The sequence below is a fragment of the Pelagicoccus sp. SDUM812002 genome, from assembly GCF_031127835.1.
Taxonomy (GTDB): domain Bacteria; phylum Verrucomicrobiota; class Verrucomicrobiia; order Opitutales; family Opitutaceae; genus Pelagicoccus.
Genome location: NZ_JARXHX010000002.1, coordinates 203,183 through 224,573, shown reverse-complemented (window position 1 = coordinate 224,573; position 21,391 = coordinate 203,183). Strand labels below are relative to the sequence as shown.

At 54.7% G+C, this 21,391-nt stretch carries 15 protein-coding genes; 11 read left to right on the top strand and 4 right to left on the bottom strand.

Annotation, left to right across the window (positions count from 1 at the left end; translation table 11 throughout):
* Positions 1–35: 35 nt before the first annotated feature.
* Positions 36–506 (bottom strand): redoxin domain-containing protein, encoded by a 471-nt coding sequence (locus QEH53_RS04580; RefSeq protein ID WP_309021957.1) that lies wholly within the window; start codon positions 504–506, stop codon positions 36–38.
* A gap of 643 nt (positions 507–1,149) precedes the next feature.
* Between QEH53_RS04580 and QEH53_RS04575 the strand changes: the two genes are divergently transcribed.
* From QEH53_RS04575 to QEH53_RS04540, 8 genes are all read left to right on the top strand, one after another.
* The gene (locus tag QEH53_RS04575) at positions 1,150–3,309 is read left to right on the top strand and encodes a TonB-dependent siderophore receptor (protein ID WP_309021956.1); all 2,160 of its coding nucleotides are present in this window, start codon (positions 1,150–1,152) and stop codon (positions 3,307–3,309) included.
* A 77-nt stretch (positions 3,310–3,386) separates the two neighbouring features.
* Positions 3,387–4,454, top strand: coding sequence for a PepSY-associated TM helix domain-containing protein (locus tag QEH53_RS04570; RefSeq protein WP_309021955.1), 1,068 nt, complete (start codon positions 3,387–3,389; stop codon positions 4,452–4,454).
* 311 nt (positions 4,455–4,765) lie between these two features.
* Complete coding sequence (locus tag QEH53_RS04565; protein WP_309021954.1) at positions 4,766–5,389, top strand: hypothetical protein; 624 nt, start codon at positions 4,766–4,768, stop codon at positions 5,387–5,389.
* Positions 5,390–8,161 (top strand): response regulator, encoded by a 2,772-nt coding sequence (locus tag QEH53_RS04560; protein WP_309021953.1) that lies wholly within the window; start codon positions 5,390–5,392, stop codon positions 8,159–8,161.
* An 89-nt stretch (positions 8,162–8,250) separates the two neighbouring features.
* Complete coding sequence (locus tag QEH53_RS04555) at positions 8,251–8,571, top strand: hypothetical protein (RefSeq protein ID WP_309021952.1); 321 nt, start codon at positions 8,251–8,253, stop codon at positions 8,569–8,571.
* 184 nt (positions 8,572–8,755) lie between these two features.
* A complete protein-coding gene (locus QEH53_RS04550; RefSeq protein WP_309021951.1) occupies positions 8,756–9,412 on the top strand; it encodes a nitroreductase family protein in 657 nt (218 codons plus the stop codon).
* A gap of 643 nt (positions 9,413–10,055) precedes the next feature.
* Complete coding sequence (locus QEH53_RS04545; RefSeq protein ID WP_309021950.1) at positions 10,056–12,071, top strand: TonB-dependent receptor; 2,016 nt, start codon at positions 10,056–10,058, stop codon at positions 12,069–12,071.
* A gap of 163 nt (positions 12,072–12,234) precedes the next feature.
* Positions 12,235–13,374: a PepSY-associated TM helix domain-containing protein gene (locus tag QEH53_RS04540; protein WP_309021949.1), complete on the top strand. Its 1,140-nt coding sequence runs from the start codon at positions 12,235–12,237 to the stop codon at positions 13,372–13,374.
* A gap of 71 nt (positions 13,375–13,445) precedes the next feature.
* Here the strand turns inward: QEH53_RS04540 and QEH53_RS04535 are convergent, their stop codons facing one another.
* Positions 13,446–16,214: a bifunctional aconitate hydratase 2/2-methylisocitrate dehydratase gene (locus tag QEH53_RS04535; protein ID WP_309021948.1), complete on the bottom strand. Its 2,769-nt coding sequence runs from the start codon at positions 16,212–16,214 to the stop codon at positions 13,446–13,448.
* 156 nt (positions 16,215–16,370) lie between these two features.
* Here QEH53_RS04535 and QEH53_RS04530 point away from each other — a divergent pair, with 156 nt between their 5' ends.
* The 3 genes from QEH53_RS04530 to QEH53_RS04520 all read left to right on the top strand — a co-directional run bounded on the left by QEH53_RS04530 (position 16,371) and on the right by QEH53_RS04520 (position 18,302).
* Positions 16,371–17,402 carry an AraC family transcriptional regulator gene (locus QEH53_RS04530; protein WP_309021947.1) on the top strand — a complete coding sequence of 344 codons (1,032 nt, stop codon included), beginning with the start codon at positions 16,371–16,373 and terminating at the stop codon, positions 17,400–17,402.
* A 159-nt stretch (positions 17,403–17,561) separates the two neighbouring features.
* Positions 17,562–17,729, top strand: coding sequence for a hypothetical protein (locus tag QEH53_RS04525; RefSeq protein WP_309021946.1), 168 nt, complete (start codon positions 17,562–17,564; stop codon positions 17,727–17,729).
* Positions 17,730–17,798: 69 nt separating this feature from the next.
* On the top strand, positions 17,799–18,302 hold the full coding sequence (locus QEH53_RS04520) for a ferritin (protein WP_309021945.1): 504 nt from the start codon (positions 17,799–17,801) through the stop codon (positions 18,300–18,302).
* Positions 18,303–18,429: 127 nt separating this feature from the next.
* On the opposite strand, the gene QEH53_RS04515 is transcribed toward QEH53_RS04520, so the two are convergent.
* Positions 18,430–19,593 (bottom strand): HD domain-containing phosphohydrolase, encoded by a 1,164-nt coding sequence (locus tag QEH53_RS04515; protein WP_309021944.1) that lies wholly within the window; start codon positions 19,591–19,593, stop codon positions 18,430–18,432.
* Positions 19,594–19,616: 23 nt separating this feature from the next.
* Entirely contained in the window at positions 19,617–21,296 is a 1,680-nt protein-coding gene (locus QEH53_RS04510; protein ID WP_309021943.1) for an ATP-binding protein, read from the bottom strand.
* Between the last annotated feature and the right edge of the window lie 95 nt (positions 21,297–21,391).

Here is a 21,391-nt window from a genome sequence, read left to right as displayed (position 1 = left end):
CTAGAGCCGGCCAGGCCAGCAGCGTAAACTGCGCCTTAAGCGAGAGCTGCCTTAATTGCAGCAAAGTCGGGAAGCTGCTTAGGGTCGTCGCTAGATTCGGAGTAAACGACGTCGCCATCCTTGCTGATGACGAACGCTGAGCGCTTGGAAACGCCCTTGAATCCGAGCAAGTCTGCAAACAGCACATCGTAGGCAGTAGAGACTTCCTTGTTGAAATCGCTGAGGAGAGGGAAGTTCAGGCCGTTAGCCTTGGCGAACGCATCCTGGGCAAAAGGGCTGTCCACGCTGATGCCGTAAACCTTCGCATCGAGGCCAGAGTAGTCGGCCAGCGAATCACGGATGTCGCAGAGCTCAGCTTCGCAGACACTGGTAAACGCCAGTGGGAAAAAAAGGAGAACTGTTGCGGAAGATCCGAAATTCTCGCTCAAGGTAACGTCGGCCAAGCCTTCGTCATTTTTACTCTTCAAAGTGAAATCCGGTGCTTTTGTGCCAGTAGCGATAGCCATAGTCTTAGTGGGTTGTCGTTGGATGTTGTTAACGAAGAACCGGTGAGCATTGTGCTTTCCCAATTAGGGGCAAATCGAATTTTGGGTGAAACACCGGAAAACAATCGGAATTTGCAGTCACCCCCTGCTGCGTCGGGCTTGCGGATAAGCTCGACGACCTACTCAGGGACACCACTCACGCTCAACTGATCCCTCGTTTTGTGACAGAGCGACTCACCAGCTACCCCACCTTGGAGCTCGAAGTCAACGCCACCCTCGTGTCCTGACAATTGGACATGTGCCTAAAAAGGCCATCGGCACTGTGGTCACAAAATTGGCAGCGGATTCTACGTCCATCCTCCGAGTCGCCTTCAGCCCTCAAAAATCGCCGCCTGCGCGAATCTCCCTTTCGCCCCAGCATAAACGAAGACAAGAACAACCACGTATCCGGTTTATGATTACATTCAGATTCGATACCAAAGCGCAAAAACGGATAACCTACACGACGGTCCTTCGGCATTTACGGATAAAAATTAATCCTTCCGGGAGCACCAAAAATCCCTTGCGGGGCGGAAAAACAGTGCCTCTGTGCGCTACGTTCAAACCCATGGAAACGTTTGCACAACTGCGAAACTCCACTCGTCAGCACAAACCAGATTCAAAGATGACCAATCTGAAAAAACTCATCGCTAGCAGCGCCCTCGGACTCGCCGCAACGGCGGCCGCCCAAAACAGCGTCGACGCGCCCACCACAGGCGACCAAGCATTCGAACTCAGTGGCTTCACGGTCTTCGGCGACCACTACGACTCCATCGGTGCCGCGACTCGCCTACCACTTTCCAACCGCGAGACGCCGCAAACGATCAGCTTGATCGACAGCTCCCGCCTGGAAGCGGAATCAATGTACAACATGGATGACGTCATGCGGAACGTGACTGGCGTCAATGTCTCCATGTACGACACCCAGCGCCCTCTCTACTTCTCACGCGGCTTCCAGATCACCGACTTCCAAGTCGACGGAATCCCGACTTATAGCGGAGACACCAACCAAGAATTCGACACCGCTCTTTATCAACGCGTCGAAATCCTCCGCGGAGCCAACGGTCTGTTCAGCGGATCCGGCAAGCCTTCTGGCACTGTAAACCTTCACCGCAAGCAGGCCGGAAAAAATTTAACCGCTTCCGTCACGCAAACGGTCGGTTCATGGGACTACCTCCGCACTCAGGTAGACGTCAACACGCCCATCACTTCCGAGGGGAAGTTCCGCAGCCGCTTCGTCGCGGCCTACACCGACCGCGACAGCTTCCGAGATCGCTACCACGAGGACAAGCTCGCCTACCTCGCCACCTTCTCCGCAGATCTCGCTGAAAACTCGGTGCTCACTTTCGGCTTCCAAAGACAAGACAACGAGCCCACCGCGTCCGTTTGGGGCACCATTCCTCCGCTCGCGGCAGACGGCACTCCTTCGGAGCTTCCGCACACCACCAATTTCGCCACCGACTGGGCCTACTGGCACCGCCACTCCAGCACCGCCTTCGTCAATCTCGAACACGCCCTCAACGACCGCTGGCAACTCAAGGCCGCCATCAATCACACAACCGGCGACGAAGAAAGCCTCAGCACCTACGCCAACGCCTACGCCGAAACCTGGCTCAACAAGGAAGACGGCTCCGGCGTCGTCATCACCGGCTACTCTTGGGACAGCGCCGACCAGCGCGACAGCATCGACCTTTACCTCAACGGCAAGTTCGACCTCTTCGAACGCGAACACGACGTCGTCTTCGGCGCCAGCCACTCCGAGTACGAAAGCGTCGCCCTCAACACCACCACCGGGTTCGCCGGCACCCCCTACAACTACACGATCCCTAACTTCTACGAATGGGATGGCTCCGCGCCCGAAATGAAACTCGCGTACCTGCCCGGCCAAGGTATCGTTCGCACTAAGCAAACAGGACTTTACTCCTCCACTCGCCTCCGTCTCACCGATGCCCTGTCGGCAGTCCTCGGCGGGCGTATCACAAAATGGGGTACCATCGACTACGGACGTGACGACGCAGGAGCGACCTCCTTCGTGACAAGCGAATTCGAAATCGACAACGAATTCACCCCCTACGTCGGCTTCACCTACGACCTGAACGAAAACCTCACATTCTACGGCAGCTACACCACCATTTTTGAACCTCAAGACGGCGTCGATGCCAGCGGAAGTATACTCGATCCGGTGGAAGGTAACAACTACGAGATCGGCCTCAAATCAAGCTTCGCCGAAGGGCGTGCCACCTTCAGCGCCGCACTCTTCGAAACCACCCAGGACAACTTCGCCGTCGCCGATCCGCTCAACCCAGATCCACTCGAAAGCGGCAAGTATCCACAAATCGGAGTCGACGGCACTAAGGCCAAAGGCATCGAGCTCCAGCTCAGCGGAAAAGTAACCGACGACTGGTCCATGATTTTCGGATACACTCACAATGACACCTCCCGCCACGAGGGCGATCCCATCTGGACCAATCTTCCCATAGACCTCGTCCAGCTCTCGACCCACTACCAGTTCCCTGGACAGTGGAATCGCCTCGCGATCGGAGGTGGAGCCACCTGGCAAAGCGAGATCATCGGCAGCCAGTTCATCCCCGGACAAGGAAACGTAGAAATCAGCCAAGACGCCTACACCCTCGTCAACCTCCACGTCAATTACGCCATCAGCGAAAACGTCTCTGCCACCCTCAGCGCCAAAAACGCCCTCGACGAGATCTACCTCGCCAACCTCGACTACCCTCAGTTCGGAGAGCCGCAGAACTTCCTGCTCTCCCTCAAGTGGGAGTACTAAGTCTAATTTAGTTGATCTGATATATTTGTATCCGTCCGCCTGCGACATCCGCAGGCGGACTTCCCTTTTCCAAAGTAATGAAAAAGCGCATTTGGCAAATCCACTCCTGGCTCGGACTTATCTGCGGCCTCGGCCTCATCCTCGTCGGCCTTACCGGCAGCGTACTCGTTTTCCAAAAAGAAATAAACAGTACCCTCTACGCGGATACGAACCGAGCCGAATACACGGCTGACGCCCAGCGCCTCCCGCTCGGCCCACAGATAGCGAAAGTCCAAGCCGCTTTCCCAGACTTTTGGGTCTCTGGTTGGTTGCTCAACCGCAACCCCGAGTCCCGCGACATCGCCTACATGAAACCGCGCGGGACCGATGACTGGCACAAGCTCCGCGTGGACCAGTACACCGGCGAAATCCCCGGTAAGCCCCTAGGCTACCGCGACACCCTGCAAGGCTGGTTCGTCGACTTGCACTACACGCTCTTCGCCGACCACATCGGCATGGCCATCACTGCCGTCTTCGCACTCGGCCTCATCGCTCTCAGCGTCACCGGTATATGGATTTACCGCTCCTTTTGGAAAAACCTCTTCCGCCTCCGCTTCGGCAAAAGCCTGCGCATCTTCTGCTCGGACCTGCATAAGATGATCGGCATCGTCACCGTGCCCCTCAACCTCATCCTCGGAGTCACCGGCACTTATTGGAACATTTCCCACCTCGCCCACGAACTGGTCGAGCACGCCGACGAAGAGGAGCACCGCATCCTGAACCCACAGGAAGCCCACCTTCCCGTGGAGCAACTCGTGAAAACAGCTACCGACGAATGGAACATGTTCAGGATCAACTACATCTACTTTCCCACAGACCAAGATCCGAACATCTACTTCTACGGCAGCAACCATTTCGACAGCCCGTTCCTTAGTCCCTACGGAAGCTGGATGGGCATCGACTCCCAAACAGGGGAAATCGCAATCACGGAGGACCTCCGCGAAGCCGGACTGTGGTCCCTCATCGTCGACTCCTTCGAGCCCTTCCATTTCGGCGACTTTGGGGGACTCTTCACCAAAATCATTTGGTGTTTCGCCGGTCTTGCACCCGGCATACTAGCCATTTCTGGCTCGCTCATCTATTTCTCCAGGCGAGAACGCAGCTAACGCAGCGGGTCTCGGTTACCCGATAGGGAACGTTCAATCACGAGCCTAGCCTCGGTTAAACTTACGGAAGGCGCCCATTCAGAAAGGGCGCCTTTTTCGCGCTCAGATACCGCGAAACAGATGAACTTCAATTCGCGTAAGATATTTCAGAGCCCTTAAAATGGAAAATACCCTAGGAAAGTGAAATAGATCTAAATATCGGTCAGAGGCCTCCGATCAAGGAGACGCATTTAGCGGGACGATCGCTATGCCAGAAACCTACTACCTGCCTAGACCGCACTATCCTTTTCGCCAATAACATGACCGCAAAAATGAAGAAGCGCCATCCCGCTACGCTCCTTCTTATCGCAAGCCTCTGGCTAGGAGGCATCAGCGCTGGTTCGATCGCCCTTTGGGACCACGAGTTCACCGAAGGGCAGTCCAGCGACGCGCCGCTCTCCCTACCTGCCGAGCTGGGAGCTCTCGCTAAAGACGAAAAACCGCTGACACTTTTCATGGCCGTTCATCCGGGCTGCCCTTGCACGGGAGCAAGCCTCGAACAAGTCGACCGACTCATCGCAGGCAATCCAGATTCCATACAATTGATCGGGCTCGTCCGCGCCCGAGGTGAATCCTCGGAAACCGCCACCGGAGCGACACTTCAAGAGGAAAAATACTGGAAGCGGCTCGAAGCCATGCCCAATGCTCATCCTTACGCTGACCACGACGGTGCTCTCGCCCGACTGCTCGGAACCCACACATCAGGGGCGACGATTGCCTACGACGAAACAGGAGGCCTGAGATTCCAAGGAGGCATAACACCATCCCGTGGCCATGCCGGACCCAGTCGCTCCATGGACGAGCTGGAAGCCATCGCCCGGCAGCTCGCCCCGCTTGAACTATGCTCCTCTCCCACCTTCGGCTGCTCCCTCGAAAACGATCCTGACCTCCTGTAAATGCCCACTTCTAAAGCCATAGAAAAACGGACTGATGCTCAGGCACAGAACATCTTCCGGAAAAACCACTCGACGATCCTAAAGCGAACCGACCGATTGTTCGCTAAGCTGATGGTCGCCCAATGGGTGGGCGGAATCATCGCTGCGTTGATCTTCACCCCCCTTGAATGGACCGGTGACGCCAGTTCGATCCATCTCAACGTCTGGGCAGCCGTCTTCCTCGGCGGCGCCATCGCTAGCCTCCCCGTCTACCTTAGCTACACGCGCCCTGGCGAAACCTCCACGCGCCATGTAATCGGTATCTCCCAAGCGCTCTTTTCCGCCCTCCTGATCCACCTAACAGGCGGTCGACTCGAAACACACTTCCACGTATTCGGCTCCCTCGCTTTCCTCAGTTTCTATCGCGACTGGAGAGTCATCGCTTCCGCCACTCTCATCATCGCCCTCGACCACTTCATACGCGGCGTCTGGTGGCCTAGCTCCGTGTTTGGTATCCTCACCTCTTCGCCTTGGCGCTGGGTCGAGCACGCCGCTTGGGTCATCTTCGAAGATATTTTTATCGTTCGCAATTGCATCGAAAGCATTCGTGAAATGAAGGTTCAAGCCCACCAGCAAGCTGAGCTTGAAAATGCTCACGAACGCACCGAACGCATCGTGGAGGAACGTACTGCTCAACTTCGTCACAGCAAGAGACGGTTCTCCGACATCGTAAACCATATCAACGGCATCGTTTGGGAAGCCGACCCCAAGACCCTCCAGTTTACCTTCGTCAGCATGCAAGCCGAACGCATCGCGGGCTACCCTGTCTCCGATTGGACCGAGACCCCCGACTTTTGGCAAAACCACCTCCACCCCGACGACAAGGAGAGGATTACCGCGCTCTGCAAAAGTCACACAGAAAAAGGGCTATCCCATGATTTCGAATACAGACTCCTGACTGCAGACGGAGATTACGTTTGGCTCCACGATCTCGTGACCGTGGAAATGAATGAGGAGGGCAAGCCCATTCTCTTGCGAGGCGTCATGGTCGATATTGCGGATCGTAAGAAAAGCGAAGCCGAGCTCAGGGCCGCCAAGGAAGCTGTCGAAGAGGCAAACGAGCTCCTCGTCGAATCCCTCAACGAATCCAAGCGGCTCGAAAAAGACGCCCAATCCGCTAACGTCGCTAAAAGCAAGTTCTTGGCAACAATGAGCCATGAGATTCGTACCCCAATGAATGGCGTCATCGGCTTCACCAACCTGTTACTCGAATCCTCCCTCGACGAAGAACAAGAGGAATTCGCCACTTCCATTCAAAACTCGAGCCATGTCCTGCTCAATATTATCAACGATATACTCGATATTTCGAAGATCGAAGCTGGAAAACTCACCGTAGAGAACATCGATTACGACCTCCGGCAAGCCATCGACGACGTCGCGACCCTACTCTCGCCAGCCGCCGAGGACAAAGGCGTAGAACTCGCTGTAAAGTTCGAAAACGACTTCTGCCCGGCAGTCCTAGGCGACCCCGGTCGTATTCGCCAAGTTATTACAAATATCGCCAGCAATGCAGTGAAATTCACCGAAACGGGACACGTCTTTATCCGCATCGGAATGGAGAACGAGAACGAAAAGCTAATCCGAGTCGAAATCGAAGACACCGGTATTGGCATCTCCCCCGAACAGCAAAAGCAGCTCTTTACCAGCTTCACCCAAGCGGACTCCTCTACCACCCGACGCTACGGAGGTACAGGGCTAGGGCTCGCCATCTCCAAGCACTTGGTCAACCTCATGGGTGGAGACATCGGCATCGACAGCACCGAAGGGGAGGGCTCAACCTTCTGGTTCACCATTCCGAAAAAGGCTTCCCCGCAAAATCAAGCCCCTATCGAGCTCCCTTCGCGACTTCGAGACCTTCGTGTCCTCGTAGTCGACGACCACGAGATTAATTGCAGGCTATTACAAGATCAGCTCACGGAATGGTCTATCGAGTCAGAAGTCGCGGCCAGCGGGAAAGAAGCGCTCGAAAAACTCCACCACGCGGCCGCAACAGATAACGCCTTCGACATCGCCATTCTCGACTACCTGCTTCCTGACATGGACTGCAAGGAACTCCGAGACCGTATCCAATCCGAAGAAACAATAAAAAAACCACTCTTCATTGCACTCGGCTCCACCGCCTACCGCATGCAGTTGAAGACCATGTTGGATAGCGGATTTCAATCGCACCTCTTCAAGCCGCTCATCCGACCTCGCTTGCTTGCCCAGGCCCTGACACAAGCAACAGCGGAGCCGGGAGCAGCTAAAGGAACTGTAACTAAGAGACAAAAGAACGTCGAAACACCCATTCCCCTAAGGGCCCCAGCGGAAGCAGTTGTCCAAAAAGAATTCAGAGTCCTGCTCGCCGAAGACCATCCGGTGAACCAGAAGCTGGCCAAACGCCTTCTCAGCAAGATCGATTGCGAAATCGAAATAGCAAACAACGGCATCGAAGCCATCGATAAAGCTACCAGCACTCGCTACGACGCGATCTTCATGGACTGCCAAATGCCCGAAATGGGCGGACTCGAGGCGACCCGCAAGATCCGAGAGATCGAAAGAGAGTCCGGCCTTCCAGGCCGCAGCGAAAAAGAACTGATTCCAATAATCGCAATTACCGCAGGTGCCATGGAAGGCGATCGAGAAATCTGCGTACAAGCAGGCATGGACGACTACCTGACGAAGCCCTTGAAAACCACAGATCTCAAAGCCGCTGTCGATCGTTGGTGCAAGACGACAACCGTGGTTAATTAAGGGAAGTAGAATTTTGCAAATCCCGCTCGGGGTTCAATAAATCCTCCGCGGGGTGGCTTTCGACGAAGAGAATCGCTAGTATCTTCGCTATGATCCAACCATGTTTGATTGAACCCGTACCCAACTCTAGGATACACTGCACGATCCGTGCAGCGAGGGAATCCCTTATCCGCGAAATCGGAAAAATTGCTCAGTACTGCGCCATCGACCTCAAGATGAAAACTCCGCTGTCAATCAAAGCAGACATGGGAGAAGCGACGCACATAACGCTGAGCGTCGACGTAGAGTCTGCCCTCTCCCAGCAGGTTATCTGGCGACTTGCCAGCCGGGTCGCCTCTTTTTGCCCACACGCTAGAGTCAGCACTCAAATCCTTTCCCTCGAGCAATTTCAAAACCTCTCAGACGCGTGAAACAGCCTGTAAACGCGAACAAGCCACAACTCGCTCGCACCGTTCTCTGCTACGTCGGACCACTCTCACTGCTTCTTGCGTTCCTCCTTCTCGTACACAGCTAAGCAGGCACGCTCCGACTCATTCCGTTTGACTCCGAGCCCCTCTTTTTGCCTTCAATGAGAGCAAGCCAACGTGCGCCGATATGCAAGACGACTCCCACAGCCAAACCCTCGCCGACATACTAAGCTCCCGATGCACCACCAAAGCCATGGACGAAAGGCCATGGCCCATCCCTCAACCAGACCCGAAGCTCATTGAGCAAATCCTTTCCGCAGCCCAAGAAGCCCCGTTTCACAAACCCGCCGCTAGGGAGCTTCGAAAGCAAGGCCTCCCCGGCATCCAGCCCTGGCGTTGCTACACCCTGGACGCTAAGCAATGCCGCACTCTACGCCAGCACCTCATCGATACCGGCGATACCACAAAGATCCCCAAACTGCTAGCCGTCGCCGATTATTTGATACAAGTCACCTGGCTTCCCAACCCAAGCACGGAACCATCCAGCGAATTATTCGACCCCAGTATCCAAAACATGGAGCACATCGCCGCGGCATCCGCGGCTATCCAAAACATGCTGCTACGCGCAACGTCCTTGGATATACCAAACTATTGGTCCAGCGGCGGCGCCCTCAGAACTCCTGAAATCTTTACCCTACTCAGCATCCCTGAGTCCGAGATTTTACTCGGCTCCCTCTTATTCTTTCCGAAGGACCTCGACGGTGCGGACGTAAAAGGCGGTTCCCTTCGCCCTTCCCGCAGCCTAAAGGAGGATTGGTCGCGCCCCGTCCGCCTAAGGCCCTAGACTTATCGGAGAGCAATAGAACGCAAAGCGAATAAATCCCATTCGGGGCTGAGTAAATCCACACCGGAGCAGATCGCACCCTAGATTTTCGTCATAGTGCAGGATCATTTCCTATACGGCAAAATCATGGCTACAAAAGAGCTGCTAAAATCCCGAGCAGGTGAGCTACAGTCCCTACAGCAGCGACCTTCTCATTCGCCCAAAAGATTGCCCACGTCACCGACGAAAATCTTGAAAGCCTGCAGGTCAAGGACCTCGCTGATTCCCAAGATCCAACACGCTGGGTTGATGTATTTCCGTGCGGAGACGCGGCATCGAGCGCCCCGGGTAGTACATCCGTATTTAGCGACCCATTCGACGCTACGGGCTCTTCGCCAACCTCTACATGACCACCGCGACAAGGCACGCGGACAGATCACCTCACGGGAGCTTTTCTCGACCTGAATCTCAGCACCTGTTTCAACACACTAAGAGACATCGCTCGATTATAGTGCGAGGAGCCAAGGCGGACAAAGGTCCTGCCCGGCAGAACATCCGGTCTTCAGAATCGGTCTCCAAAAATCCCGATCAGGGCTTTAATCGTCCCGCTCGGAGTAGCGAAATCCATGGCAATAGTCCAGTCTGGCGGGCTTGCAAAACCCACATGACTGAACTCATGACACCAAACTACAAATACAACTCACTCCTCGCTGCGATCAGCCTACTTGGTCTAGCTACATCACTCTCCGCTCAGGACGAAATCATCGAGCTCGCTCCCTTCACGGTCGAGGCCGACGGCGTACAAAAGATCCTACAGATCACCGAGCGCGACCTGTCACAACGCCAAGCTTCCGACCTGGAAGACGCCCTCTCCCTCGATCCGAGTATCACGGTCGGCGGCTCCACTGGAGTCGCCCAGAAGATCTATGTGCGCAGCATCGGCGAAGCCATGCTCAATGTCAGCGTCGACGGTGCCTCCCAATCCGGAGCCCTCTTCCACCACATGGGCCGCAACGTGCTCGAGCCGGAATTGCTCAAGCGTGTCGAAATCCAGTCCGGCATCGGCAACGCCACCGACGGACCCGGCGCCCTAGGCGGTGCCATCCGTTTCGTCACCAAGAACCCAAGCGACCTCCTCCGCGACGACCAGCAAGTCGGCGGTCTCTTCAAGTATGGATACTACGACAATACAAACGGCTACAAAGCCAGCGGAACGGTCTTCGGTCGCTTCAACGATTCTTGGAGTGCTCTCGCCAGCTACGTCCAGTCCGAGCACGACGACCTAGAAGACGCGGATGGAAACGCCTCTCCTGGCTCCAACAGCGAGCAAGATGTCCTCTTCGGCAAACTCGTCGGTGAGCTGGGCAATGGCCAAAGCCTTACCTTCAGCTACGAGAACATCCTGGAAAGCGGCGAACACCTCCGCCGCCCCGAGTGGTCCTTCGTCGGCCCTGGCAATCCCCTTCTCTACCTCGAATCCGAGCGCGACACCGCTGTAGTAAGCTACAAGGTCGACTCCGAGACAAGCGACTGGCTTAACCTCGAATCCCGGCTCAGCTTCAGCGAAGGCGAAATCCGTCAAGGCGCGGAGGAACCATACACTGGTAACATCGAAAGCGTTCAGCTCTACCTCGCTAATTCTCAAAACGCAGCCAACCACGAACTGACCTACGGTCTCGACTACCGCGAGGACAAGGTCGTGGCCGGTACACAGGGAGCTGACTACGACGGCAAGGAAACCGCCGACGTAACCGGATTCTTCATACAAGACCGAATCCAAGCCTCCGAAGACCTCGTCGTCACCCTCGGAGCTCGCTACGACCAATACGACCTCAACGACCACCTCGGCCAAAGCATCTCCGACGAAGCCTTTAGCCCGAACGTTGGCGTTACCTACAGTGTTTCTCCTGAAGTTACCGTCACCGCCGGCAGCGCCAGCGCCTTCCGTGGTACGGAGATCAACGATGCCTTCAAGATCTACTCCAGCGGTTCTATCAACGATCCCAACATGCAGGGCGAATCTGCCCGCAACGACGAGATCAGCATCCACTACGACAAAAACGGATTCTCCTTCGAATTCGGACTCTTCCAAAACCAAATCGAAGACATCATCGTCGCTACCATCGAATCCGAAAAAGACTCCCTCCGCGCCATACCTTGGGGCAAATACTACACAAACCTCGGCTCCCTCGAGACCGAAGGCTTATACGCCCGCGCCAGCTACGGAACAGACAACTACCACCTCAGCCTCCTGTACGACAACTCGGACACCACTGTCAACGGACACGCTGCCACACGCTACCAGTACGGCTCCGTCGCCTCGAGCATCGGAAACACTTGGGTACTCGATGCCTACTGGAAGGCTCACCGTCAGCTCGACCTCGGTTGGAACGTTCGACTCGTCGAAGGTTTGCACAACCTCGAAGTGACCATCCCGACCGACTTCACCGGCGAATTCATCGACAAGCCGGGCTACAGCACTCACGACTTCTACCTTCGCTGGGCACCCGATTTTTCGGAGAACCTAACCTTCAACCTCACGGTCAAAAACGTCTTCGACAAGCTTTACCGCAACCACGGCAGCATGGAGGACTATTCTCACATCGCCGGCTACGGAGCCATCATCGGAGCCAACGAACCCGGCCGCGACATTCGTCTCTCCGCTGCCTACAAATTCTAAATCTGTAGGGCGCGGCACTCGCGCCGTACCATCCTAAACTGACAAAGCAGACCTAGACAGCGCTCACTTTCATTGATCATCTAGCCGCCTCGCCCGTCGAGGCGGCTTCTTTCTCTTCACATCTGCGTCTATCCGCGTTCATCTGCGGTTCCCATCCCCTCCCATGTTTCGAAAAACCATATTCTGGATACACCTGGTTTCCGGTCTGATCTCCGGCATCGTCATCGCTATCATGTCGATCACCGGTATTGCCATCGCCTTCGAAGAGGAAATCCTCGCTTGGGTCGACCGCGAGGTCTCGCACGTCGATGTTCCAGACGAAACCACACCTTTATCGATAGAACAACTTCTGGCCATCGTCCGCGAGAAACGACCGGACCACGCCTCCGAATACCTTCGCGTCCACAGCGACCCCACCGCGGCCTGCCAATTCCTCGTCGGCTACGAAGATCCTCTCTACGTCAACCCCTACACCGGCGAGATCACCGACACCCGGGCCCACACCGCCCACGAGATTATCCACAAACTCGAAATGTGGCACCGCTTCTTCGGCCTCGACAGCGAAGACACCTGGATCATCGGCCGCCACATAAACGGTGCCGCCAATCTCGCATTTCTCCTCCTTTGCCTCACCGGTATCTACCTCTGGTTTCCTCGTGCCCTAAAGTTGCGCCTCTTCAAGAAAGGTCTCACCTTCAACAAAAAGGCCACAGGCAAAGCCCGCGACTTCAACTGGCACAATGTATTCGGAATCTGGAGCCTACCCGGGCTCGTGATCCTCGCCGCCACCGCTGTCGTCATATCCTACGAATGGGGACACAAGATTCCCTTCCTCCTGAACGGAGAAGAAGCCACCAAATCCCGCACCTTCGGAATGATGGCTGTCCCGCCTGCGGTCGTGCCAACTCCACCCGACGGATCCACGCCCCTTCCTTACGAACAAATCCTAGCCTCCACCAAAGAAATGTTTCCAGATTGGGTCAGTATCGGATTTTCTACGACAGCGAACGAAGGCTCCGCCCCCACCAGCAAGCCCATCCTTCTCAACCTCACTCGTCCCGACCACATGCCCAGCCGCGCTTGGACGCCCGTAGAGGTCGATCCCTACACGGGTAAGATGCTGCAGTTCACCCGGTTTCAGGACCGAAGCGCTGGACTGAGAGCCCGTGTTTGGACACGTTTTCTCCACACCGGAGCTGGCTTCGGATTCTGGGGAAAATCAGTAGCCTGCCTATTCACCCTCGGCTCCCTCTTCCTCGTCTACACGGGCTTCGCCCTGAGCTGGCGACGCTTCGTTCGCTAGGAACCCACTTCACAAAAAAGAGGATGACGATCGATCGCCATCCTCTTCCATAAAATGCTGAACGTGAAGTCCTAGCTGATCAATGCTTGGCGCGGAGGAGAGAACTTCGTCAGGTTGATTCCTTCTACAGCCACCTTGTATTCATCCATAGTTGGAATCCTTCCGAGTATTGCTGAAAGCACTACAACGGGCGTGGATGCGAGGAGTGACTCACCTTTCTTGCGATCGGAGTCTTCAACGACGCGACCTTGGAATAATCTCGTAGATGTTGCCATGACGGTGTCGCCTCGAGCCGCCTTCTCTTGATTACCCATGCAAAGGTTACAACCGGGCCGCTCGAGATACATCATATTTTCGTATTCAGTCCGGGCAGAGCCCTTCGGTGCATCGTCGTTGAATTCGAAACCTGAATACTTCTGCAGGATATCCCAATCGCCTTCGACCTTTAGCTCATCGATGATGTTGTAGGTCGGAGCTGCCACCACGAGAGGTGCGTTGAAGGCAACCTTACCTTGCTGCTCTTCCAAATTCTTGAGCATCTGGGCAACGATCTTGAGGTCTCCCTTGTGAACCATGCAGGAACCCACGAAGCCGAGGTCTACCTTCTTTTCACCACCGTAGTAGGATACGCCGCGGATCGTGTCATGCGTGTAACGCTTGGATACATCGTCATTGTTCACGTCCGGATCAGCGATCATCGGCTCTTCGATCAAGTCGAGATCCACGACAAATTCTGCGAAGTACTTGGCATCGGCATCCGGAGTTAGAGCTGGCTTTATGCCGGTCTTGATTTCAGTGATTCGCGCGTTCGCTTTGTCGACCAAGCCTTGCAGGACTCGATTATGGTTGTCCATACCCTTGTCGATCATGATCTGGATACGGCTCTTCGCGATTTCCAATGACTCGATCAGCGTATCATCCTCGGAAATACAGATAGAGGCCTTGGCCTTCATCTCCGCAGTCCAGTCGGTAAAGGTAAACGCCTGGTCGGCCGGCAAGGTGCCGATGTGAACTTCGATAACACGGCCTTGGAAAACATTGTCGCCGAACTTCTTGAGCATTTGGGCCTGCGTTGCATGTACCACGTCACGGAAGTCCATGTGATCTTTAAGGTCGCCCTTGAATGTCACCTTGACTGATTCCGGAATCGGCATGGTCGCTTCGCCGGTTGCGAGCGCGAGGGCCACCGTTCCGGAGTCCGCACCGAATGCGACACCCTTGGACATACGGGTGTGCGAGTCACCACCGATGATGATCGCCCAATCGTCAACCGTGAGGTCGTTCAAGACCTTGTGGATCACGTCGGTCATGGCATGGTACTCGCCCTTCGGGTCTCGGGCCGTGATCAAACCAAAACCGTGCATAAACTTCATGAGGCGCGGGATGTTGGCCTGGGCCTTCTTATCCCAAACCGACGCGGTGTGACAGCCGGACTGGTAAGCGCCATCGACTGTGGGAGAAATGACCGTCGCCGCCATGGCTTCCAACTCTTGGGAAGTCATGAGGCCTGTCGTGTCCTGCGAACCAACGATATTGACCTTAACGCGAACGTCAGAACCGGCGTGCAAAACTGAACCATCCGTTGTCCCGACAGCATTTCTGTTGAAGATCTTCTCTACTGCAGTAAGACCTTGCCCTAGGTGGGAGATTTCCTTCGAAGGCGCAAAGACGAGCTCTTGTTCCACGCCCAAAGTCTTAGCGGCGAAAGTCTGTAGTTTCTTACCGAATACGACTGCGTAGGAACCGCCGGCCTTTATGGACTCGAGCTTTTGCGGAGTGAGAGCAGAGGAGATGTCCACTAGCTCCTTGTCGCCGTTGTAGAGCTTCTTTTCTTTGGTATTGATGGTGAGAACTGTTCCCGTGTCCACCGAGTAGGCTTGTTCGAGAACGGGGTCGCCATTGTCGTTGAGGACTGGCTTGCCATTCGCGTCGAGCTTCTTGACCCAATTCTTCAGGTCGAGACCGATACCGCCGGTCACGTCCACCGTGGTCAAAAAGATAGGAGAAATTCCATTCGTGCCTGCCACGATTGGGGCAATGTTCACGAAGGGGACATAGGGGCTAGCCTGCTTGCCGGTCCAAAGCGCTACGTTGTTGACGCCGGACATACGGGACGAACCAACCCCCATGGTTCCCTTTTCTGCGATCAGCATTACACGCTTGCCGGGATGCTTCTTCTGCAGCTCTTGGATTTCCTTCTGAGCAACCTCGGATATCATGCACTTGCCGTGCAGTTCACGGTCCGAGCGGGAGTGGGCCTGATTCCCTGGAGAAAGCAGGTCGGTGGAAATGTCTCCTTCTGCCGCGATGTAAGTAACAACATCTATCCTTTCTTCGACTTCAGAAAGCTTGGTGAAGAATTCCGCTTTCGCGTAGCTTTCGAGGATTTCGACCGCTACTTCGTTACCTTGTTCGTAAGCTGCCTTCAGGCGATCGGTATCCGCCTCGTACAGGAATACCTGCGTCTTGAGAACCGCTGCTGCTTCCTCAGCGATCGCGGCGTCTTTGCCCAATGCCAGGTCGAGCAGAACGCCTACCGATGCCCCGCCTTTCATGTGGGAGAGCAATTCGAAAGCAAATGTGGGAGAAATCTCGTCCACGACCGAAGCACCCAGAATGATTTCCTTGAGAAACTTGGCCTTGACCGTGGCGGCGGAGGTCGTTCCCGGCAAGGTGTTGTAAATTAGAAACTGAAGGGAATCCTCTCTTGCTGGATGCTCGAGGTCCTTAACTTGGGCGATGATTTCGGCAAGCAACTCGCCATCATCAATCGGCTTAGGGCTCAGCCCTTCCCCTTTACGCTCTTCGATCTCTTTCAGGTAGTCCGTATACAAGTCCATGTGGCTATGCCAGATGCCGATTGAGGCCAAAATGTTCAAGAAGATTTTGCACGTTGCAGCTCCTGGAATCGATGTGAAACGAGTCCCAAATCTTCACCTGACTCATATTGGTTCAGAGCCTTGGGTGGGCGAGTAAGTCGCTCGCTCGACACTCCAATGTCAGCCTCCATTTCCACCGTACTTTTTGCGAACGTGTCTCATTTGCATTTGACAGCAAAAAAGGCCACCGCTAGATCCGCCTTTCCGCTAAATGAGATGGAGGAGCCGAATCAAATCGTATCGAAACCAGTGACGACTTATTGCCCGTTCAAGGCTCCCTCGCGCTCCGTCGCATCGTCCACCGGCCAAGCCATTGAACTGAAGCGCTTTGAGCAACGCCCAGGGATGAGTTTCGTCAGGGCCCACGTTACTGGCAGCTTGCAAGCCCCCATCGAGTGGCCGGCCCGCTCATTCTTGCAAATCGCATTCGTCGCGACCGGATCCTTGCTCATCAGCCAAGGCGATCAAGCCGAAAGGCCCTGCCAAACAGGTGATTGGATTCTCATCAAGCCGGCCCAAGCCTCACTCGCTTTCCGCTCGCTTGAGCCCACCCAACTACTCTGGATCGGATTCGACCAGCAAGCCAGCCAAGGCCTGACCGGCTTTTCCGACACGCTCACCCCTCAGCTCATCGACTCGACTACGCCCCAACTCAGCGCCCAACCCAGCAGCGGCCGACTCCTAGCCATCGGACACGAGCTTGCTGCCCTGGAGGGAGACAACACCCGCGAGCGCCTTCTCATCGAAGCGAAAACGCTTGAATGGCTCGCCCTCATCCTTGACCAACCCATCTTCTCCCCCTGCCGTGCCATCACGCCCTTGCAAAGCGCCCGCGAGGCTAACGCAGTCGCTGCAGCCGCGAGATTCATCGAGCAACGCTTCTCAGAAGACCACTCTATCGCGAATCTGAGCCGAGCCGTGCACCTCAATGAATTTAAGCTCAAGCGCGGCTTCAAGGAATGCTACGGCACCACCATCTTCGGCTACCTCCGCCAAGTCCGTATGGAAAAGGCGAGAGAAATGTTGATGCAAGGAAACGCCTCCGTCATCGAAACCGCCAATTCCGTCGGCTACTCGAACCCGAGCCACTTCGCCCGCGCCTTCAAGCAGGCCTTCGGTATCAACCCCAGCGAAGCGATTGCCAGCTGAGGCAGCTGCCCCTCAAAATCCCTTTCGGAGCTGCACAAATCCCTCTGGGGGTGGAGCCCACCCGAAAAGTACGGCATACTAAACTAACACTTTTCGGATAACACTATGTCATTAGAGGGGACGGTTCGTTGGCGCGGACCGTCCATTCTAGCAACCACTATGAAGCTTAAAATCAAGTCCCTCTGCGGTCTCAAGAAGTCCGCCATCAAAGAACACTTCGAGGAAATCCAGCTTCTCGTCGCACACCCTCGATTCGTTTGCGGCAAATGTGCCCGCGTCGCCGGATGCGGCAGCCACCTCTGCAAGGCCCGCAAGCTCAGCGCTTAGGCAGCCGACGCAAGGAGATTAACGCTCACACTCTCGACAAGCTCCCTAGCCTGTTGCACAAGTAAGGACATGAACCTTTCCGACGAACTCACTACCGCTCTCAACGAACAGATAGGCATGGAATTCCAAGCCTTCTATTCTTACCTCTCCATGGCCTCCTACTTCGAAACAAACGCTTGGGACGGTTTCGCCAAGTGGATGTCCACCCAAAGCGACGAAGAGCGCGAGCATGCCATGAAGTTCTACACCCACCTGCTCGACCGTGGAGCCCCGGTTTCCCTGCCCGCTATCGAGGCGCCCAAGAAAGACTTCGCCTCGCCTCTGTCGGTATTCGAGGCCAGCCTAGCCCAGGAAAAGAAGGTCACCGCCGCTATCAACAGACTCTACAAGATCGCCCACAGCTGCGACGACTACGCAACCGTCTCCTTCCTAAAGTGGTTCATCGACGAACAAGTCGAGGAGGAGAAAAGCGTCGGCGACATGATCGACAAGCTCAAGCGAGCTGAAGGCAACACGGAAGCCATGTTCATGCTCGACCGCCTTGCAGGCGAACGCACTCCCGACACCGAGTAGGCAGCCACTTCAGCCAATGAAATCGAGCCTCCGGAATTCGATTTCCGAAGCCGCACACCAGAGCGGGGTGCTTTAACCCCTGCACTCGGCTCAGCGAGGGCCTGGCACCCGCTCTACGGTTTTGATCCTATCCCTTTCCGTTTTCCTCTACCTGCACATAGAACGGCCCAGCCAACTGGTCCAGAGCAGCATAATTGCGAATCCTCTGAATCGTCGCCGCTGTCAACCAGTTGCCAGCTTCCACGAGAAGCAAGCCGCTCACCGTACAAACCTCCGAGACGATTACCTGTCCCGGTCGCAAGCTATCCAAATCCAAAGGCAGCACCGGTTTTTCCTTGGAAATCGATGTAGAAAGGTATTGCGGGTAATATTTGAAACAAAGTTCAAGCACCTGTGGGTCGTAGTACCCCGAGCGAGCGAGCATCCTCTTCCGAGCAGCCTCTCCAGAAACGCCCTCCTTTTCCAGCTCCATACGGTCTTCAAAGACCTTCAGCAAGCGCGATCCCAAAGGGATATACTGCCCAGCAACATCGTCCTTCGGGTAGCCCGTTCCATTGAAGTTCTTTCTCTGGTACTTGATGATATTCGCAATCTTTTCCAGTTTCGGAACTGCTGAAACCAAATCGTATCCAATTTTAGGAACATTTCTAACTACACTCGATTCGTGTCCAACGAGTGGCTCCCCATTCTCCAGTTTCTCAACCAGCTCGTTGGGCAAAGAAGCATATCCAATCGAAGACAGCAGCGCTGCGACCTCGTATTGCCAAGGACTCTTCATTTTCAGAGCTTTCATAAACGGATTCAAGCTCGCCTTCAAACGCTGCCCGCGACCCAAAGCGAATGGTGCTACCATTCCAAGCACATCGGTTAAAACCTTGACGCAACCTGCCACCGTTTCCTCGAGATCATTATGCTCCAACTTCATCAACTCGTAGTGATGCGACGCATCCTTGATCGCCCCGATCAAATCCTCGACGGAACAAGGCTTGTTGAGAAAACGGTAAACATGGCCCCGGTTGACTGCGTCGGTCGCTGTCTCCTGGTCCGCGTTTCCTGTCAACATGATGCGAACCGAATCGGGAGAAACTTCTATCGACTTCTCCAGGAATTCGATACCGTTCATTCCTGGCATTTTCATATCCGAAACGATGATTTCTATCGGCCCCTGCTTTTCGAGGACTTCGAGCGCCGCTCCCGCTGAATCAGCGGTAAACATGTCGAATCGTTTACGCAAATTTCTGCGAAAGGCCGCTAGGACACTAGCATTATCATCCACGAATAGTACTTTCATAATTCGGACCCACCCATCAAATATCAATCTATTGACTCATCATCGCAGTCGATAGGTAAATACACCTTAAACGTTGTCCCTACTCCAATCTCGCTCTCGCAATCAATCCTGCCTTGATGCGTATTCACGACAATATTACGCACCATCGCCAAACCTTGCCCAGTTCCCTTGCCTACCTCCTTCGTTGTGAAGAAAGGCTCAAAAATCCGTGACCGCGTCTCCTCGTTCATACCGATTCCCGTATCGCTCACTTCTAGCAGCACTTCGTATCCATTAACCGAGGTGCGAAGCTTGATCGCGCCCTGACGCGATTTCGTCGAAGCGATGGCGTGAGATGCATTCACTACCAGATTCAAAACCACTTGATTAAACTGATCGACCAAACAGCAAACCTTCGGCAGCTCAGGATCCAGCTCCAGCTCGATTTCCGCTACGCCTTTCCATTCGTTTCGAGATACGTTTAAGGTGTTTTCGATAGCTCGGTTTAAATCAGTCTTGGCTTTCTCCGGAGACGAGGGATATGAAAATTCCTTCATCGACCCTACTATACTCGCGATCTGCCGCAACCCTTCCAAGCTCTGGTCGATCGTCTGCGGAATCTCACCCTGCAGAAAGTCGAGTTCTACCTCTTCAATCGACTTTAATACAGTATCTCTTTCCGCATCCATTTCCTGAATACTTTTACTCTTTTCCACCAAAGCCCTGCAGGCAGAAAGCACCTTCCCTATATCGGAAAACGCGTCCCCCAAGAACTTCACGTTGTCAGCGACGAACTGCGTCGGCGTGTTTATTTCATGAGCCACTCCAGCGGCTAAAGAACCAATCGCCTCCAAACGCTGAGCCAGCTGCAAGCGGAGCTCTAGCTCCTTGCGAGCCTCGTCCTCAGCTTTCTTTTTCGTGATATCTCGCGAGATTCCGAATGTACCCACTATATTCCCATCAGCATCATAAAGCGGCAATTTCGTAGTTGCGGCCCAAGTCACAGACTGATCGTCCCAAACTTCCTTCTCCTCCTTGTCCATAATCGGTTCACCAGTACGGATCACCTGCTGCTCGTCTTCGTACGCCTCAGAAGCATGGGCAACTCCAAAGAAGTGAAAATCCGTCTTCCCAATCACCTCATGCGGGTACTTGAGTCCAAACCGTTTTATCAAACTATCGCTTGCTCGCAGAAACCGGCTTTCTCGATCCTTGAAATAAATCGCGTCTCGCATATGCCCCAGCAACGCAAGCAAAAGCTCCCTATCTTTCCAGCCAAGCATCGTCTTAAAAGTAGAGTAAGTCAGCGGCTCGCCATGCAGAAACAGGAACCTGCCGTCTAAGCCGTCTTTGGGACCGCTGTTCCAAATCGATACCTCCGCGGGGATGTCACCGCCCCATAGATCCTTCAAGGTCAGGCTGCCACTCCAGGAACCGCTCACTTGGAGCATCGGGTAGACTTGAGAATCATAGAGACGCTTCGACTCCAGCGAGACGATGTCGCTGAGCTGAAAATCCTCTGACACATCTGAACCCTCGTATACCGGACTCAAGATACGCTGCCCGATCCGGTTGATAAATTCTACCCGTAGCTCCGGATAGGAAAACACTGCGCCTATCGAGCTATCACCTAACACTCCATGACTCTCCAGCAAGCTGTTGAGCTTTTGCACAAGCCCTGCCTTCGGGCTATCATTTGTGGCTTTCTTCTGTGGAACTGACATGAGCGTGAATAGATCGAAGGCGACCATCCTCAGGCGATCGATAGACCTACATAATATACGACTCACCGCTGCGTCAAATAAAGCTACCGGAAAGC

What these genes read in the sequence shown, in the direction of transcription:
- QEH53_RS04580 (WP_309021957.1), bottom strand. Translation starts at nt 506, where the DNA reads ATGGCTATCGCTACTGGCACAAAAGCACCGGATTTCACTTTGAAGAGT.
- QEH53_RS04575 (WP_309021956.1), top strand. Translation starts at nt 1,150, where the DNA reads ATGACCAATCTGAAAAAACTCATCGCTAGCAGCGCCCTCGGACTCGCC.
- QEH53_RS04570 (WP_309021955.1), top strand. Translation starts at nt 3,387, where the DNA reads ATGAAAAAGCGCATTTGGCAAATCCACTCCTGGCTCGGACTTATCTGC.
- QEH53_RS04565 (WP_309021954.1), top strand. Translation starts at nt 4,766, where the DNA reads ATGAAGAAGCGCCATCCCGCTACGCTCCTTCTTATCGCAAGCCTCTGG.
- QEH53_RS04560 (WP_309021953.1), top strand. Translation starts at nt 5,390, where the DNA reads ATGCCCACTTCTAAAGCCATAGAAAAACGGACTGATGCTCAGGCACAG.
- QEH53_RS04555 (WP_309021952.1), top strand. Translation starts at nt 8,251, where the DNA reads ATGATCCAACCATGTTTGATTGAACCCGTACCCAACTCTAGGATACAC.
- QEH53_RS04550 (WP_309021951.1), top strand. Translation starts at nt 8,756, where the DNA reads ATGCAAGACGACTCCCACAGCCAAACCCTCGCCGACATACTAAGCTCC.
- QEH53_RS04545 (WP_309021950.1), top strand. Translation starts at nt 10,056, where the DNA reads ATGACTGAACTCATGACACCAAACTACAAATACAACTCACTCCTCGCT.
- QEH53_RS04540 (WP_309021949.1), top strand. Translation starts at nt 12,235, where the DNA reads ATGTTTCGAAAAACCATATTCTGGATACACCTGGTTTCCGGTCTGATC.
- QEH53_RS04535 (WP_309021948.1), bottom strand. Translation starts at nt 16,214, where the DNA reads ATGGACTTGTATACGGACTACCTGAAAGAGATCGAAGAGCGTAAAGGG.
- QEH53_RS04530 (WP_309021947.1), top strand. Translation starts at nt 16,371, where the DNA reads ATGTCAGCCTCCATTTCCACCGTACTTTTTGCGAACGTGTCTCATTTG.
- QEH53_RS04525 (WP_309021946.1), top strand. Translation starts at nt 17,562, where the DNA reads ATGAAGCTTAAAATCAAGTCCCTCTGCGGTCTCAAGAAGTCCGCCATC.
- QEH53_RS04520 (WP_309021945.1), top strand. Translation starts at nt 17,799, where the DNA reads ATGAACCTTTCCGACGAACTCACTACCGCTCTCAACGAACAGATAGGC.
- QEH53_RS04515 (WP_309021944.1), bottom strand. Translation starts at nt 19,593, where the DNA reads ATGAAAGTACTATTCGTGGATGATAATGCTAGTGTCCTAGCGGCCTTT.
- QEH53_RS04510 (WP_309021943.1), bottom strand. Translation starts at nt 21,296, where the DNA reads ATGTCAGTTCCACAGAAGAAAGCCACAAATGATAGCCCGAAGGCAGGG.